The organism is Methylocystis sp. S23 (assembly GCF_054106005.1).
The window spans coordinates 793,508-809,843 of the sequence record NZ_CM134185.1; the positions used below are offsets into that span (position 1 = coordinate 793,508).

At 65.6% G+C, this 16,336-nt stretch carries 12 protein-coding genes; all 12 read right to left on the bottom strand.

From position 1 onward, the window contains the following. Nucleotides 1-44: 44 nt before the first annotated feature. The gene (locus ACV7JP_RS04060) at nt 45-1,343 is read right to left on the bottom strand and encodes an MFS transporter (RefSeq protein ID WP_457797965.1); all 1,299 of its coding nucleotides are present in this window, start codon (nt 1,341-1,343) and stop codon (nt 45-47) included. Nucleotides 1,344-1,489: 146 nt separating this feature from the next. Then, complete coding sequence (locus ACV7JP_RS04065; RefSeq protein ID WP_457797966.1) at nt 1,490-2,341, bottom strand: NADPH-dependent oxidoreductase; 852 nt, start codon at nt 2,339-2,341, stop codon at nt 1,490-1,492. Nucleotides 2,342-2,467: 126 nt separating this feature from the next. Continuing rightward, on the bottom strand, nt 2,468-3,832 hold the full coding sequence (locus ACV7JP_RS04070; RefSeq protein WP_457797967.1) for a glycerate kinase type-2 family protein: 1,365 nt from the start codon (nt 3,830-3,832) through the stop codon (nt 2,468-2,470). Between the two features lie 198 nt (nt 3,833-4,030). Then, nucleotides 4,031-5,005, bottom strand: a complete 975-nt coding sequence (locus tag ACV7JP_RS04075) for an HpcH/HpaI aldolase/citrate lyase family protein (RefSeq protein ID WP_457797968.1) — start codon at nt 5,003-5,005, stop codon at nt 4,031-4,033. Between the two features lie 82 nt (nt 5,006-5,087). Next, complete coding sequence (locus ACV7JP_RS04080; RefSeq protein ID WP_457797969.1) at nt 5,088-7,835, bottom strand: phosphoenolpyruvate carboxylase; 2,748 nt, start codon at nt 7,833-7,835, stop codon at nt 5,088-5,090. Nucleotides 7,836-7,941: 106 nt separating this feature from the next. Next, nucleotides 7,942-8,829, bottom strand: a complete 888-nt coding sequence (gene sucD / locus ACV7JP_RS04085) for a succinate--CoA ligase subunit alpha (RefSeq protein WP_457797970.1) — start codon at nt 8,827-8,829, stop codon at nt 7,942-7,944. 17 nt (nt 8,830-8,846) lie between these two features. Next, nucleotides 8,847-10,019, bottom strand: coding sequence for a malate--CoA ligase subunit beta (locus tag ACV7JP_RS04090; RefSeq protein WP_457797971.1), 1,173 nt, complete (start codon nt 10,017-10,019; stop codon nt 8,847-8,849). A gap of 227 nt (nt 10,020-10,246) precedes the next feature. Beyond that, nucleotides 10,247-10,876 (bottom strand): methenyltetrahydrofolate cyclohydrolase, encoded by a 630-nt coding sequence (fchA, locus tag ACV7JP_RS04095; protein WP_457797972.1) that lies wholly within the window; start codon nt 10,874-10,876, stop codon nt 10,247-10,249. Nucleotide 10,877: 1 nt separating this feature from the next. Then, nucleotides 10,878-11,738, bottom strand: coding sequence for an NADP-dependent methylenetetrahydromethanopterin/methylenetetrahydrofolate dehydrogenase (locus ACV7JP_RS04100; RefSeq protein WP_457797973.1), 861 nt, complete (start codon nt 11,736-11,738; stop codon nt 10,878-10,880). Nucleotides 11,739-11,873: 135 nt separating this feature from the next. Then, on the bottom strand, nt 11,874-12,815 hold the full coding sequence (locus tag ACV7JP_RS04105) for a D-2-hydroxyacid dehydrogenase (protein WP_457797974.1): 942 nt from the start codon (nt 12,813-12,815) through the stop codon (nt 11,874-11,876). 119 nt (nt 12,816-12,934) lie between these two features. Further along, nucleotides 12,935-14,128 (bottom strand): aminotransferase class V-fold PLP-dependent enzyme, encoded by a 1,194-nt coding sequence (locus ACV7JP_RS04110; protein WP_457797975.1) that lies wholly within the window; start codon nt 14,126-14,128, stop codon nt 12,935-12,937. Nucleotides 14,129-14,217: 89 nt separating this feature from the next. Further along, nucleotides 14,218-15,954, bottom strand: coding sequence for a formate--tetrahydrofolate ligase (locus tag ACV7JP_RS04115; RefSeq protein ID WP_457797976.1), 1,737 nt, complete (start codon nt 15,952-15,954; stop codon nt 14,218-14,220). Nucleotides 15,955-16,336 lie beyond the last annotated feature (382 nt).

Below are 16,336 nucleotides of genomic sequence, written 5' to 3' on the forward strand. Positions count from 1 at the left end.
CCTCCTGAAAAAATTTTCGGCGTTGGACTTTACAGCCAAGGCGCTTATCCGTCATCTCCCGAGCGGATTTTTTCAACCCGTAAAATCAGCGCCGCCGTCAATAGCGGTCCCGCCGCCAAGGCGAGCAGCGCATCCGAAAACTCCCCCGTCGCGCCCTTGATGAGGCCAACCAGCCACGGCCCGGCGAGCCCCGACAGATTGCCGATGGAATTGATCACGGCGACGCCCACCACCGCGTCGGCCGGGCCGAGCGCCAGGGTGCAGAAGCTCCAGAAGGTGGGCAGCGCCGCGACGGAGCCGATGGCGGCGAATGTCAGCGCAATCATCGCGAGGAGATGCGACGGCGCATAGGCCGCCCCCGCGAGCCCGATGCTGCCGACGATCGCGACGATCGCCGTATGCCAGACCGTCTCGCCATTGCGGTCCGAGCTCTTGCTCCAAAACCACATGGCGAGGGCGCCGCAGCCATAGGGGATCGCCGCCAGAAATCCCGTCGCGAGGGTCGACGCGCCGAAGCCCTTGATGATCTGCGGCAGCCAGAAGCTCAGGCCATAAAGCGCCATCACCACGCCGAAATAGGCGACGCCGAGGATGAGGATGCGCGGGTTGGCGAGCGCGCGCCAGTGATTTGCTTCCCGCGCCGGCTCCTCGCGCGCGAGCGCCGCCGCAAGCCAACGGCGCTCGTCGGGTTCGAGCCATCGGGCGTCGCCGGGACGATCGGGGAGATAAAAAAAGCAGACGACGCCAAGCAGCATCGAAGGCAGCGCTTCCAGAAAATACAGCCAGCGCCAGCCGGCGACGCCCGCGACGCCGTCCATTGTCGAGAGGATGACGCCCGAGATCGGCGAGCCGATGGCGCTGCCCAAGGGCACGGCGATGAGGAAGGCCGCAAGAATATGCGCGCGTTGCGCGGCCGGTATCCAGTAAGTGAGATACAGAATGACGCCCGGCGCGAAGCCCGCCTCCGCCGCCCCCAACAGGAAGCGCAGGACGACGAAGCTTTCCTCGCTCCAGATGCAGGCGGTGACGGCGGCGATCAGCCCCCAACTGACCATGATGCGCGCGATCCAGAACCGCGCGCCGACGCGGTGCATCACATAATTGCTCGGCGCCTCGAAGAGGCAGTAACCGATGAAGAAGACGCCCGCCGCCCAGCCGTAGAACTCCGGGGTGAAGCCGAGCTCCTTGTTCATGGTGAGCGCGGCGAAGCCGACATTCACGCGGTCGAGATAGGCGACGAAAAAGCCCGCGACGAGAAGCGGGATGAGGCGCCGGGCCACCTTGGCGACAATGGCGTCGCCGTCGGCGGCCTGCGTCGCGGGCTTGTCGACCGTGAGCGTCACTTGCGGAACCGCCTTTTGCTAGAGCGTTTCGTGTGGCGAACCGCCGTCATTGCGAGGAGCTTGAACTCCGAAGCAATCCAGCGCCGTCACCGGGCTCTAGATTGCTTCGCTTCGCTCGCAATGACGAGGACGCCCTCGCCATAGCCTTAACGCAATTCGAAGCCGAGCGCCTTCAGCGCGTCGCGCAGCCGGTCGCGCCCGCTCATGGCGTCCACGCCCCGCACGCGCGACAGGACCTGACGGATCCAGCCCTGCTCGGGCAAATTCTGCTCGCGCTGGAAGTCCTTGAACACGACGTCGAGCGTCTCGATCGCCTCGCGCTGCGCGTCGTCCCAATGATATTGCTCGTGATGCAGCACGGCGCCCTGGCCGAGACGCGGCTTGACGCCGGCATTGGCGGCGGGATCGGGGACGCCGATCGTCATGCCGAAAACCGCGAAGACATTGGGCGGCAGATTCAGCTCTTTCGCCACTTCCTCCGGTTTGTTGCGCATGGCGCCGATATAGCAACAGCCGAGCCCAAGCGATTCGAGCGCGACGACGGCGTTCTGCGCAGCGAGCGCGGCGTCGACGACGCCGGTCATGAAGATTTCGAGATAAGGGAGCGCGGCGCCGTCGCGGCCCTTTTCCTTGCCGAGCAATTCGAGACGCGCGAGATCGCAGAGCCAGACCAGCAGCAGCTTGCAGTCGCGGATGTGCTTCTGTCCGCCGGCGAGATCGGCGAGGCGGTTCTTGCGGCCTTCATCTTCGACCGCGACGACGCTCCAGACCTGGAGATTGGAGGAGGTCGAGGCCGATTGCGCGGCGGCGACGATCGTCTCCAGCGCGCCTTGCGGCAGGGGCTCATCGAGATAATTGCGGTGCGAGCGGTGCGCGAGGATAAGGTCGAGCGTGTCGTTCCAGATCGCGGGCTTGGGCGAATCCGCGCGGCGGTAGCGCTCGAACATGGCGGCGGCGCCGCGCGCGTCAAAAGTCTCGGGGCTCACAGGCTTGTTCATTGGGCTTCCGGGATTGGGCCGTACAAAACTGCGCCGGGCGCGAAGCCCGGCGCGTGTCCCGCTCAATCTAGCAAGCCGCGCGCGCCGCTCCAAGAACCTTGCGGCGCCGCAGCAACCACGGGCGCGTTACTTGCCGAGGCCGAACCAGCGCAGAACCTGGCCGCCGATTCCGTCCGTCTTTCCCGCCGGCAAGGCGGCGCGCGGCTCGTCGGCCCTGGCGCGGCGCGGCACGAGGATGACGCGGAAATCGTTGACATTCGTGCGCGTCGGGCCCGTCACCACGAGGTCGCCCAGCGCCTCGAAGGCGGTGAAGGCGTCATTATTGGCGAAGAGCGCCTTGAGGTCGACGCCCTGGGCCTGGGCCCGGGCGAAGCTGTCAGCGGTCATGATGGCGCCGGCGTTCGTCTCGACGCCGTCAATGCCGTCCGTATCGCAGGCGATGGCGGAAATGTCGCCGAAGCCTTCCAGCGCCAAGGTGAGGCCGAGCAGGAACTCCGCGTCGCGCCCGCCCTTGCCGTTGCCGCGCACCGTGACGGTCGTCTCGCCGCCGGAGATGATGGCGACCGGCGGCTCGAAGGGCTGGCCGTGAATGGCGATCTGCTTCGCTATGCCCGCGTGAACGAGCGCAACATCGCGGGACTCGCCTTCAAGGTCGCCAAGAATGCAGGGCGTGTAGCCCGCTTCGCGCGCCACCGCCGCGGCGGCGTCGAGCGAGCCCTGCGGCGTGGCGATGAGGATGTTTTCCACGCGGTTGAAAATTGCGTCGCCGGGCTTCGGCGTCTCGCAGGCGTCGCTGGACAAATGCCGGATCACCGCTTCCGGCGCATTGATGCCGTATTTCGCTATGACCGCGAGCGCGTCGTGGCGAGTCGTCGGATCGGGAACCGTCGGGCCGGAGGCGATGACGGAGAGATCGTCATTCGGCACGTCGGAAATCATCAGGGCGACCACCCGCGCGGGCGCGGCGGCGCGGGCGAGACGGCCGCCCTTGATGGCGGAGAGATGCTTGCGGACGCAATTCATCTCGGAAATATTCGCGCCGCTCTTCAAGAGCGCCTTGTTGACGGCCTGCTTCTCTTCGAGCGTCACGCCCTCGGCCGGCAGCGCCATCAGCGCCGAGCCGCCGCCCGAAATCAGCGCGAGCACGAGATCGTCCTCGGTCAGGCCCCGAACCTTGTCGAGGATGCGCTTGGCCGCCTCGCGGCCGGCGGCGTCGGGCACGGGGTGCGAGGCCTCGATCACCTCGATCTGCGTCGTTTCCGCGCCGTGCTCGTAGCGCGTGACGACCAGGCCTTCGAGCGGCCCGCCTTTCCAATGCGCCTCGACCGCCGCCGCCATGGAGGCGGCCGCCTTGCCGGCGCCGATGACAATCGTGCGGCCCTTGGGCGGCGCGATCTTTTCGAGATGCGGCGGCAGGCACAGGGAAGGATGCGCCGCGCCGACGGCGGCGTCGAACATGGCGCGGAGAAGCTGGCGGGGATCGGCGGGCATTCGTGTTTCCGTACCTAGCAAAGGGAGGCGCCAATACTCCTCTCCCCGCTTGCGGAGAGAGGTTGGGTGAGGGGCTGGGGTTTAGGCCGGAACGGAAAACGCGGCAATAGCTGCAGCGTTCAAGCGTCGGGCTGACGCCTCGCCCCTTGCCCCAACCCTCTCCCCGCTGAGCGGGGAGAGGGGGGAGGGGGGAGTCCCTTACGACCCGCTGATGGCGTTGGCCTTCTCGATCAGCGCCTCGGCCATGCGGATCGAGGCGATGTCGATGAGGCGGCCGTCGAGCGACACGGCGCCCTTGCCTTCCTTGGCGGCCTGGGCCATCGCCTCGAGGATGCGACGGGCCTTGGTCACTTCCGCCTCGGAGGGCGTATAGACCTCGTTGGCGAGCTCGATCTGGGAAGGGTGGATCGCCCACTTGCCCTCATAGCCGAGCACCGCGGCGCGCCTGGCGGCGGCCTTGTAGCCTTCCGGATCGTTGAAGTCGCCGAACGGACCGTCGATCGGACGCAGGCCATAGGCGCGGCAGGCGACCATCATGCGGGTCTGCGCGGCGTGCCACTGGTCGGCCCAGTAATATTCGCGATTGCCATTGGCGTCCTTGTCGGTCAGCACGCCGTAATCCGGGTTCACGCCGCCAATGACGGTCGTGCGGGCGCGGGTCGAGGCGGCGTAGTCGGCGACGCCGAAGGACATGGCCTCGAGGCGCTTGGACGACTGGGCGATGGCTTCGACATTGGCCATGCCGAGCGCGGTCTCGATCAGGATCTCGATGCCGATGCGCTTCTCGCGCTTCTTGTACTGCTCGATCTGGGTGATGAGCATGTCGATGGCGTAGACGTCCTGCGGCACGCCGACCTTGGGAATCAGCACGACGTCGAGACGCGGACAGGCTTCGAGAACGTCGACGACGTCGCGATAGCAGTAATGCGTGTCGAGGCCGTTGATGCGCAGCGTCATCGTCTTCTTGCCCCAATCAATGTCGTTGAGGCCCTGGATGATGTTCTTGCGCGCCTGCTCCTTGTCGTCCGGCGCGACGGCGTCCTCGAGGTCGAGGAACACGACATCGGCCTTGGAGGCGGCGGCCTTCTCGAACATGCCCGGCGCCGAGCCCGGCACGGCCAGCTCGGAGCGGTGCAGGCGCGGCGTGGCCTGCTCGATCAAGGTAAAGCTCATAACAATTCCCCTTCCTTCTTCTCAGGTTTGAAAGCGCTTCCCGCCGAAATGAAACCGGCCCCGGAAACGCGCCAGGATGCATTTAGCCGGTGGCTCCAAGGCCCGCGGCGATGCAACTGATGGAGATGAGCAGAGGCACTTTCACGTCCTCCTTCTCCGCCTCGTCCTGCGCCGAACGGAAGCGGCGCAGCAATTCGACCTGCTCGCGATTGACCTCGTTGATCACCGGCAGCCGATGGGTGAGCCGCGCCTCATATTCCTTGAAGCGCTCGGTGAGGTCGCGGTCGCCCGTCACGCGCAGCACCATTTCGCGCGTAAGACGCCATTCATCCTCGATCAGCTTGTAGATCTTTTCGCGCACCGCCTCGTCGGCGACGAGGCTGGCATAGGCTCGAGCTATGGAGAGATCGACGAGCGCCAGCGTCTTTTCCACCTCGTCCATGATCAGGCGGAAGAGCCGTGAATCCTCGAACATCCAGCGCAGCAATTCGAGGCCCCGGTCGCCGCGCGCCTCGAGAAAGGCCTTGAGGCCCGAACCGACGCCGTACCAGCCGGTGATGGAATGCCGGTTCTGCGCCCAGGCGAAAACCCAGGGAATCGCGCGCAGATCGGCGAGGCTCTTGGCGCCGAAGCGGCGGGCCGGACGCGAGCCGATATTGAGCAGCGAAATCTCCTCGAGCGGACTCGCGGCCTGGAAATAGGTCACGAGATCGGGATCGGCGACGAGCCGCTCATAGACCGCGAAGGAGGCGAAGGAGATCTCCTCGAGAGCCTCGTCGAAATCCTTGCGCGGCACCAGCGCGTCCTCGCGTTCGGACTTCAGCGCATGGGCGAAGACCGAGGAGGCGAGCAGCTCCATCTGATAGGCCGCCGTGCCGCGATTGGCGTATTTGAAGGAAACGACCTCGCCCTGCTCCGTGACGCGGAAGCGGCCGCGAATGGAGCCCGCCGGCTGCGCCGCGATGGCGTGGCCCGTCGGCGCGCCGCCGCGCGAGACCGAGCCGCCGCGTCCGTGGAAGAAGGCGATGGCGATGTCCATCTCCTGCCCGACTTCGGTGAGGCGCGCCTGCGCTTTGAACAACTCCCAGTTCGACGAGAGGAAGCCGCCATCCTTGTTGGAGTCGGAATAGCCGATCATCACTTCCTGCAGATCGCCCTGCGCGTGGGTGCTGCGGCGAACGACCGGGATTTGCAGAAGGTCGCGCATGATCGCCGGCGCGTCTTGCAGATCGCCAATCGTCTCGAAGAGCGGCACGATCGGCAGGGTGACGTGATCGACGCCGGCGGCGTCGGCGAAAAGGCCGGCTTCCTTGGCCAGCAGATAGACGCCGAGAACGTCGTTGGCCGAGGACGTCATGGACAGGATGAAGCTTCCGAAGGCTTCGCGGTCGAGACGCGCGCGCATATCGGCGACGACCTCGAACATTTCGACGACGTCCCGCGTGTCCGCCGTCAGCGTGTCGCGGGGGATCGGCGCGCCGCGCGGAGTCTCGAGCTCCTGCAACAGCCAGGCGCGCCATGCCTCGGTCGTCACCTCCGGCGGCGTTTCTCCGCCCGTCTTGAGCCGCCACAGCTCATGCAGGGCCGATGTGGTGCGCGTCGTGTTCTGGCGAATGTCGAGGCGCACGGTGCTGAAGCGGAAGATCTCCACCGCGCGGCGCAGCGGGCGCACCAGGTCGGTCGCGAGCGCGTCGCTCTTGGCTTCCGTCAAGACCGACTCGAGCAGCAGCAGATCGCCGATGAGCTTGTCGGCGCTGGTGTAGCGCGGGCCGGAGGTCGGGTCGTCATTCGTCGCCGCGAGCGTATTGTCGATCTTGCGCAGGATCGTCGTGACGAACTGGCGATAGGGCTCGTTGAAATTGCGCTGCGCGATGGCGGCGCCGTCGTGAAGCTCGGAAAGACGGCGGTTGAGCTCTTCCCTGAAGGCGGGCGGAACGGCCGCGGCGCGCTCGCTGATCGACAGCATGCGCACGAGCTCGACGGCGCGATTGCGATAGTAGTTGAGGCTCGCCGTCGCGTTCTGGCGCATGGTGCGCCGCGTCACCTCATTGGTGACGAAAGGATTGCCGTCGCGGTCGCCGCCGATCCAGGAGCCGAACTGGAAGAAGGGCGTGACCTCGAACTTCTCGTGCGGATAATGACGCTTCAGGGCGCGCTCGAAGGAGGACAGCAATTCGGGCGCGAGATCGAAAAGGCTCTCCTGAAAGAAATGCTGGCCCCAGGCGACCTCGTGATCGACGGTCGGCTTTTCGAGATGCAGCTCGCCGGTGAGCCACAGAAGCTCGACCTGGTCATAGACCGACTTCACGAGCGCCTCGCGCTCGCGATCGGTCCAGCGGGTCGATTCCAGCTCGCGCAGCAGCAGATAGATGCGGCGATATTTCTCGAGGATCGAGACGCGCTTGGCCTCGGTCGGATGCGCGGTGATGACGGGGCGGATGCGCAGCGTCTGCAATTGCGCATGCACTTCCGACGCGGGCACGCCCGCATTGGCGGCGCTCGACAGCACATAGTCGAAGGTGCCGAGCAGCTTGTCGTGGCCCTTCTCGCGCTCGATGCGGCGGCGGCGCCGCATGGCGTAGGCCTGCTCGGCGATGGAGACGAGCTGGAAGAGAATGCCCTGCGCCTGCAGGGCGCGCGCCATCTGGCGCGGCGCCAGGCCGGCGCCGGCCTTGTTGTCGCGCACCACGGCCTCGATCTCCGGCATGTGGCGGCGGATGACCGCGAGCAATTGCTCGCGCAGAAAAGCGGAGGCCTCCGTGACAGAACGCGTCGCGAAAGCCGAGGGCAGGCTGATCGCGGGTCTCGTGTTCTGTATCTCGGCGGTCATGAGGACTCCCTGCGCGTGCGAGAACGCCTGTGGCGGCTGGCGGCCGGCGCCAGCTATCGCCGGCGCAGGCCTTCATACGAAGAGAGCGCTGCGTTATGCGCTCGCGTCAGGCGCGCTTGAGCACCTGCGCGACGGTCGCGCCGAATTCCGCCGGATTGGGGGCCACGGTCAGACCGTAGGACTTCATGATCTCGGTCTTCTCGGCGGCGCTGTCGCCGGTCGCGGAAATGATCGCGCCGGCATGGCCCATGCGGCGCCCCTTCGGCGCCGTCATGCCGGCGACGAAGCCGATCACGGGCTTGGAGAAGTTCTCCTTGATCCAGGCCGAGGCCTCGGCCTCCTGCGGGCCGCCGATCTCGCCGATGATCAGCACGGCCTCGGTCTCCGGGTCCTTGTCGAAGAGGACCAGATGATCGAGAAAAGACGAGCCGTTGATCGGATCGCCGCCAATGCCGACCGAGGTCGAGATGCCGAGGCCGACCTCCTTGAGCTGAGACGCCGCCTCATAGCCGAGCGTGCCCGACCGCGAGATGAGGCCGACCGGGCCCTTGCTGTAGATATGGCCGGGCATGATGCCGAGCATCGCCTTGCCGGGCGAGATGATGCCGGCGCAGTTCGGTCCGACGAGCATGGGCCGGCGATCTTTCGGGAAGCGCAGGAAATAGCGCTTCACCTTCATCATGTCCTGCGCGGGAATGCCGTCGGTGATCGAGCAGATGAGGCGGATGCCGGCGTCCGCCGCCTCCATGATGGCGTCGGCGCAGAAGGCCGGCGCGACGAAGGTGATCGAGGCCTGGGCGCCCGTCGCCCGCACGGCCTCCTTCACCGTGTTGAACACCGGCACGCCATGATGGGTCTTGCCGCCCTTGCCCGGCGTGACGCCGGCCACGACATTGCTGCCGTAGTCGATCATCTCCCTGGTATGGAAGCTGCCCTTGTCTCCGGTGATTCCCTGGACAAGGATCGGGGTCTTTTCGTCGATGAGAATGCTCATGATGTCCTCCCCGGCGCTTACTTCACGCTCTGCCAGGCGGCGACCGCCTTGTTCGCCGCGTCGGCGAGCGTGTCGGCCTGGATGATCGGAATGCCGCTCTCGGCGATGATCTTCTTGCCGGCTTCGACATTGGTGCCGGCGAGGCGGACGACGAGCGGCACGCCTTCGATCCGCTCCTGACGCACCGCGTCGACGACGCCCTGCGCGACCCAGTCGCAGCGATTGATGCCGGCGAAGATATTGACCAGCACGACCTTTACGCGGCGGTCGGAAAGGACGAGGCGGAAGGCGTTGGCGACGCGCTCGGGCGAGGCGCCGCCGCCCACGTCGAGGAAATTCGCCGGATTGCCGCCGGCATGCTTGATCATGTCCATCGTCGCCATGGCGAGCCCGGCGCCGTTGACGATGCAGCCGATCTCGCCGTCGAGGCCGATATAGTTCAGGCTGTGCTCATGCGCCTGCGCCTCGCGCGGATCGCTCTGCGAGGGATCGTTCATGTCGACGATGTTGCGGCGGCGGAACAGCGCATTGTCGTCGAAGGACATCTTGGCGTCGAGCGCGAGCACCTTGTCGTCCTTGGTGATGACGAGCGGGTTGATCTCGAGCATGGTCGCGTCATTGTCGCGGAAGGCGCGATAGGCGCCCATGATGGTCTGCACCGCGCGCGAGACCTGCTTGAGATTGAGGCCGAGCTGGAAGGCGAGCTCGCGCGCCTGGAACTGCTGCAGGCCCACCGCCGGCTCGACGATCACCTGGAGCAGTTCGTCCGGCGCCGTGCGGGCGATCTCCTCAATATCCATGCCGCCATGCTTGGAGGCGATGACGCGCACGCGCTCCAATTTGCGGTCGAGGACATAGCCGAGATAGATCTCGCGCTCGAAGGGATCAGCGACCTCGACATAGACGCGCTGCACGGGCTTGCCTTCGGGACCCGTCTGCGAGGTCACGAGCCGCTTGCCGAGAAGATCGCGCGCCGCCTGCTGGACTTCGTGATAGGTGCGGCAAAGCTTGACGCCGCCGGCCTTGCCGCGCGCGCCCGCATGGATCTGCGCCTTTACGACCCAGTGGGAGCCCCCGAGTTCGGTCGCGGCGTACACCGCCTGGTCCGGGCTGAAGGCCACGGTGCCCGGCGGGATCGCGACTCCATGGGCCGCCAGAATTTCCTTGGCTTGGTACTCGTGGACGTCCATCGGTTTCTCCCTCGCGGTTCTCTCGCGTTTATTGGGCGGCCGGCGCGCTCCGCGTCAGCCGCCGGTCTCAATGCCGGCGAGTCGTTTCGACCAAGGCTTAGACCCCCTCCCTAACCCTCCCCCTTCCAGGGGGAGGGAATGCTGACCCGGGAGGGAACGCTGGCTTGGCGCTCCTGCTCCCTCCCCCTGGAAGGGGGAGGGTCGGGGTGGGGGTCCGACGCTCGCCACTAGCCGATCTTTCCGCGCACGACCTCGTAGACCGCTTCCGTCTCCGCCGCCGCCTTGGCGAGCAAGGCGTTGACCTCGGCAAGCTGCGTTTCGGCGAAGTCGCGGTCCTTGATCGACTTGGCGTTGATGAAGACGTTGAGCGCGCAGGAGCGCAGGCCGGCGTTCGCCGCGAGCACGGCGACGCCCGCGTCGCTGATCACGCCGAGATTGCCCTTGTCGGCGGCTTCCCTGGACAGCGCGATCACCTCGTAGCAGACCTTGCAGGTCGCGAGCGGCGCGAGCGTCGCGGTCTTCAGCGCCTCCTGGATCGCGGCCGTGCGCGCAGCTTTCTCCTCGTCGGTCGCTTTCGGCAGGCCATAAGCGCCCATCAGCGTGTTGAAGGCGACGACGTCCTCGTCAATGCCCCTGGTCAGCTCGGCGCGCAGTTCCTCAGCGCGGGCGAGGGTCTTTTTCAGATCCTCGGAGACGGCCTCATAGTTCTTCTTGCCGATCGTCAGATTGCAGACCATCGACACGAGCGCGGCGCCCATGGCGCCCGACAGCGCCGCCGCGCCGCCGCCGCCCGGCGTCGGCGCGCTGCTCGCCAGCTCGTCGAGGAATTTGCCGATCGTTTCCGTCTTCGCGCTCATATCAGGCCAGCTCTTTCGCAAGGGCGTAAATGTTTTCGCAGTCGAACACCTTGTCGGCGCTCTCGAAGAGCTTGCCGACGCATTCGCGGTGCAGTTTCAGCTTCAGGCCGCCGAGGCCGAGCGCGCCGATGACGATCTTGCCGTGGCGCTCCTTGGCCTTGTCGGTCGCCTCGACGCCCGCCACGCCGAGCGGCGGCTGGGCGTTGCAGTCAGCGAGGAGCTCGACCGTCGGATTATCCTTCCAGTCCGCTTCGGCGAGCAGCTCGACGCCGATGGCGCCGGCGCCGAAAACGATCTGCGCGCCCTTGATGGCCTCGGCGCGGGCGGCGTTGTCCTTGGCCTCCACCGCCTTCGGCGTGAAGCCGAAGCGCTCCTGAATCGCCTTGGCGGCCGCGTCGGCGCGGGCCTGCTCGCGCGAGGTGATCGTGACCTCGGCGCCCTCAATGTTCAGCATGGCGGCGGCGCGCATGCCGACCGGGCCGGTGCCGGCGAGCACCACGGCCTTCTTGCCCTTGAGGTCGCCCGCCTTGGCGAGGAGCGCGACGCCCGCGGCGGCCGTCGTGTTCGAGCCGTTGGAGTCGAGCATGGCCGAGACGCGGAAATTGGAGAAGAAGCGCTTCTTCACCGCCTTGAACACGGCTTCGCCCGCGACCATGGAGCCGCCGCCGACGAAGATCGCCGTGAACTGCTTCTCCTTCGGACCGCGCGTATAGATGCAGCCGTCGACCAGCGCGCCGACATTCTCCGGCGTCACGCCGCCATAGCCGATAATGTGATCGGCGCCGCCGTCATAGCCGACAACCGTATCGAAGACGCTCGCGACGGGATCGGTGTCGAAAAGGAAAAGAAGCTTCTTGGTCATATGCGTCTCGTTCGTTGGCGGACGTCTCGCCGCTTCCCCCCGTCATTGCGAGGAGCGAAGCGACGAAGCAATCCAGCGAGGTCGTTGCGGCTCTGGATTGCTTCGCTCGCAATGACGGAACCTTTGTTCGTGCCCTTACGCCGTCACCACATTGCGTGGCTCGCCCGCGACGAAGGCGTCGATATTGTCGATAAGCTGATCCGACAGAACCTGCATCGCCTCCTTCGAGGCCCAGGCGACGTGCGGCGTGATGATGAGATTCGGGATCGTCGGATCGAGCAGGATGTTGCCGTTCTTCGGCGGCTCGACCGTCAGCACGTCGAGGGCCGCGCCGGCGATTACGCCATTGCGCAGCGCGTCGGCCAGCGCCTGTTCGTCAATGATGCCGCCCCGCGCCGTATTGATGATGCTGGCGGTCTTCTTCATCGACGCGAGCTCCTTCGCGCCGATCATGTTCTTCGTCTCCGGCGTCAGCGGAATGTTCAGCGTGATGACGTCCGCCTCGCGCAGGATGGTGGCGACGTCGACCTTGCCGGGAATGTCCATGACGTCGTTGACGAGCACCTTCATGCCCAGCGCCTCGGCGCGCAGCTGAACCTGCTTGCCGAGCGCGCCATAGCCGATGATGCCGAGCGTCGAGCCGGCGATGTCGTAGATCGGATAGTCGAAATAGCAGAACTGATTGGCGTAGCCCCAGCGGCCGCGGCGCACGCTGTCGACATAGTTCACGAGATTGCGGCGCAGCGCGAAGAGCAGCGCGAAGACATGCTCGGGCAGCGTGTTGTAGGCGTAGTTGCGGATGTTCGAGACGGTGATCCCGCTGGCCGTGGTGTAGGCCTTGTCGATCACGTCCGTGCCCGTGGCGGCGACGGCGATGAGCTTCAGCTTGGGGAGCTGCTTCAGCGTCGCTTCGCGCAGCGGCACCTTATTGGTGATGACGATGTCGCAATCCTTGGCGCGCTCGACGATCTGGTCCGGCGAGGTCTGGGCGTATTCCGTATATTCGTGCGGGAAATTCGGCTTGCGCACATTGGCGTCGAGCGTTTCGCGGTCGAGAAAGACGATTTTGTGCGACATGGTGACGAAGCTCCCCGGAACATTTTTTGAGTTGGGGAGCGAATAGCGAATGGCGAATAGCGAATAGATCGCATCTTCGCCTAATCCGCTACTCGCTACTCCCTATTCGCTACTCGCTCTTACATCTTCAACAGCGGATTGGCGCGGTAGACCGCCTGGGCCGCCGCAACGCCGGAGCCGGCCGTGACCGGAATGCCGTTGTCGAGCATCGCCATCTCCGCGCCGGCGATGGCGCCGAGCAGCATCAGCTCGTTGAGGTCGCCCAGATGGCCGATGCGGAAGACCTTGCCGGCGACTTCCGACAGGCCCGCGCCGAGCGCGAGGTTGTAGCGCTTATAGGCGGTCTCGATGACCTTGGCGGCGTTGAAGCCTTCCGGAACCAGGATCGCCGTGACCGTGTCCGAATCCCATTTCGGCTCCTGGGCGCAAGTCTTGAGGCCCCAGGCCTTGACCGCGGCGCGGACGCCCTCGGCGAGGTGGTGATGGCGCTTATAGACCTGGTCGAGGCCCTCTTCGAACAGGATCGCGAGCGACTCCTTGAGGCCGTAGAGCAGCGGGACGGACGGCGTATAGGGGAAATAGCCGCTCGCATTCTGCGCGATCATGTCCTGGAACTCGAAATAGGCGCGACGGCCCTTATTGGTCTTGCCCGCCTCGATCGCCTTCGGGCTCGCCGCCATCAGCGCGAGGCCGGCCGGCAGCATGAAGCCCTTCTGCGAGCCGGAGACGATGACGTCCACGCCCCATTCGTCCATCTTGAACTCGAGCGAGGCGACCGAGGACACGCCGTCGACGAAGAGCAGCGCCGGATGCTTGGCGTTGTCGATCGCCTTGCGGATGGCGCCGATGTCCGAGGTCACGCCCGTGGCGGTCTCGTTATGCGTGGCGAGAACGGCCTTGATCTCGTGGTTCTTGTCGGCCTTCAGCGTCTCTTCGATGAGGTCCGGATCATTGCCCGTGCCCCAGGGACGCTCCTGCTTGATGACCTCGAGGCCGAGGCGGTTGCAGAGGTCGATCCACAGATGGGAGAACTGGCCGAAACGCTGGGCGAGAACCTTGTCGCCGGGAGACAGCGTGTTGGTGATCGCGGCTTCCCAGCCGCCGGTGCCCGAAGCCGGGAAGATGAAGGCATGGCCCTTCTCGGTGCCGAAAACCTTCTTAAGGCCCGGGAACAGCGGCTTCACGAGGTCGGGGAAGGTCGGCGAGCGATGGTCTTCGGAGGCGACCGCCATGGCGCGCACGATACGGTCGGGCAGGTTGGTCGGGCCCGGCACGAAGAGGAAATTTTTGCCGGGAACGCGGGAATTCTGCATTTAGATGCTCCTTTCGAGCGCATTGGTTTCCGGGTTTCACGAACCCGCGGCGTCCGCCGGACGCCGGGGCGTTCCTTTTGTCGAGGCGCTTAGAACAGGCCGGCGATGCGGCCGTTCGAATCCACCGCGATATTATTGGCGGCCGGGACCTTCGGCAGGCCCGGCATCGTCATGATGTCGCCGCAGACCACGACGATGAACTCGGCCCCGGCCGAGAGACGCAGCTCGCGGATCGGAATGATGTGGCCGGAGGGCGCGCCCTTGGCGTTCTGATCCGTCGAGAAGCTGTATTGCGTCTTGGCGATGCAGACCGGGAAGTGGCCGAAGCCTTCCTTCTCGAGCTCCGCGAAGCGCGCCTTGATGCTCGAATCATAGGAGATGTCGGCGGCGCCGTAGAGCTCTTTGGCGATGGTGCGCACCTTCTCGGGCAGCGGCATGTCGTCCGGATAGAGCGGCTTGAAGTTCGAGGGCTGCGTCTCGATCGTCTGCACAACCGCGCGGGCGAGATCGGCGGCGCCGGCGCCGCCCGAGCCCCAATTGTCGGCGACGACGCAATCCACGCCTTCCCCCTTGCAGAGCTTGTCGAGCGCCGCCATCTCGGCCGCCGTGTCGGAGGAGAATTTGTTGATCGAGACCAGCGCCGGCACGCCGAACTTGCGGACATTGCCGATATGGCGCTTCAGATTCTCGAAGCCCTTCTCCACCGCCGCGACATTCTCGGCCTTCAGATCGTCCTTGGCGACGCCGCCATGCATCTTGAGCGCGCGAATGGTTGCGACGATCACGGTGATGTCGGGCTTGAGGCCGGCCTTGCGGCATTTGATGTCGAAGAACTTCTCCGCGCCGAGATCGGCGCCGAAGCCGGCTTCGGTCACCACATAGTCGGCGAGCTTGAGGCCGGCCTTGGTGGCGATGACCGAGTTGCAGCCATGCGCGATATTGGCGAAGGGGCCGCCATGGATGATCGCCGGATTGTTCTCGAGCGTCTGCACGAGATTCGGCGCGATGGCGTCCTTGAGCAGCGCGGCCATGGAGCCCGCCGCCTTCACCTCGGAGGCGCGCACGCTCTTCTTGTCCCGCGTCTGGCCGACGATGATGTTGCCGAGGCGCTGCTGAAGATCGGCGAAACTCGAGGCGAGGCAGAAGATCGCCATGACCTCGGAAGCCACGGTGATGTCGAAGCCGTCCTCGCGGGCGAAGCCGTTCGACACGCCGCCGAGCGAGGAGACGATCGAGCGCAGGGCGCGGTCGTTCATGTCGACGACGCGGCGCCAGGAGACGCGGCGCGAATCGATCGCCGGCTGATTTCCCCAATAGATGTGATTGTCGATGAGCGCCGCGAGCAGATTATTGGCCGCGCCGATCGCATGGAAGTCGCCGGTGAAGTGGAGATTGATGTCCTCCATCGGCACGACTTGAGCGTAGCCGCCGCCGGCCGCGCCGCCCTTCACGCCGAAGCAAGGGCCGAGCGAGGGCTCGCGCAGGCAGCACAGCGCCTTCTTGCCGATATGGTTCAGCCCGTCGGTGAGGCCGACCGTCGTCGTCGTCTTGCCTTCGCCGGCGGGCGTGGGCGTGATCGCCGTGACGAGGATCAGCTTGCCGTTCGGCTTGCCTTCCAGCGAGGCGATGTAGTCGAGGGAAATCTTGCCCTTGTAGTGGCCGTAGGGCTGGACGAATTCGGCCGGGACGCCGAGCTTTTCCTTGGCGATCTCGATGATCGGCCGCATCTTGGCGGCCTGGGAAATCTCGATGTCCGACTTGGGCGAAAGGTGCTGATTGTCTTTCCCGCTCGCGCCCGGCGCGGCGGCTGACGTAGTTGACGACATATAGCTCCACTCCCTCTCGAGCCCGTGTTGACGGACCCTTGAAATTTTTCAGCCGCTCGCGCGCATGACCGCGCGGCAATCGCGCCTCTCGCGCTTCGCGACCGGGCGGGAGGCTTGCCCCTCCGCCTTTTTCAACGACCTTAGCAAGTTCGCCTTCGCCCATTGAGGCCGGACTCGAGCCGGACCCGCCCTCGCGCGCAATGAGCCCATCGAACGTCGTGATTGTAGCATTTCGTATGACGGCAATAAAAACTGCCCGTCAAGCAGGCGCGCGCGCGATATTGCGCGACGCCGCAGCGCAGCATTCGGGCTCGTCCCGCTCGCGCGAAGATGGGCCCAATCCACGCCGCATATTCTTCAAGCGAGGCAGGGCCTCTATCCG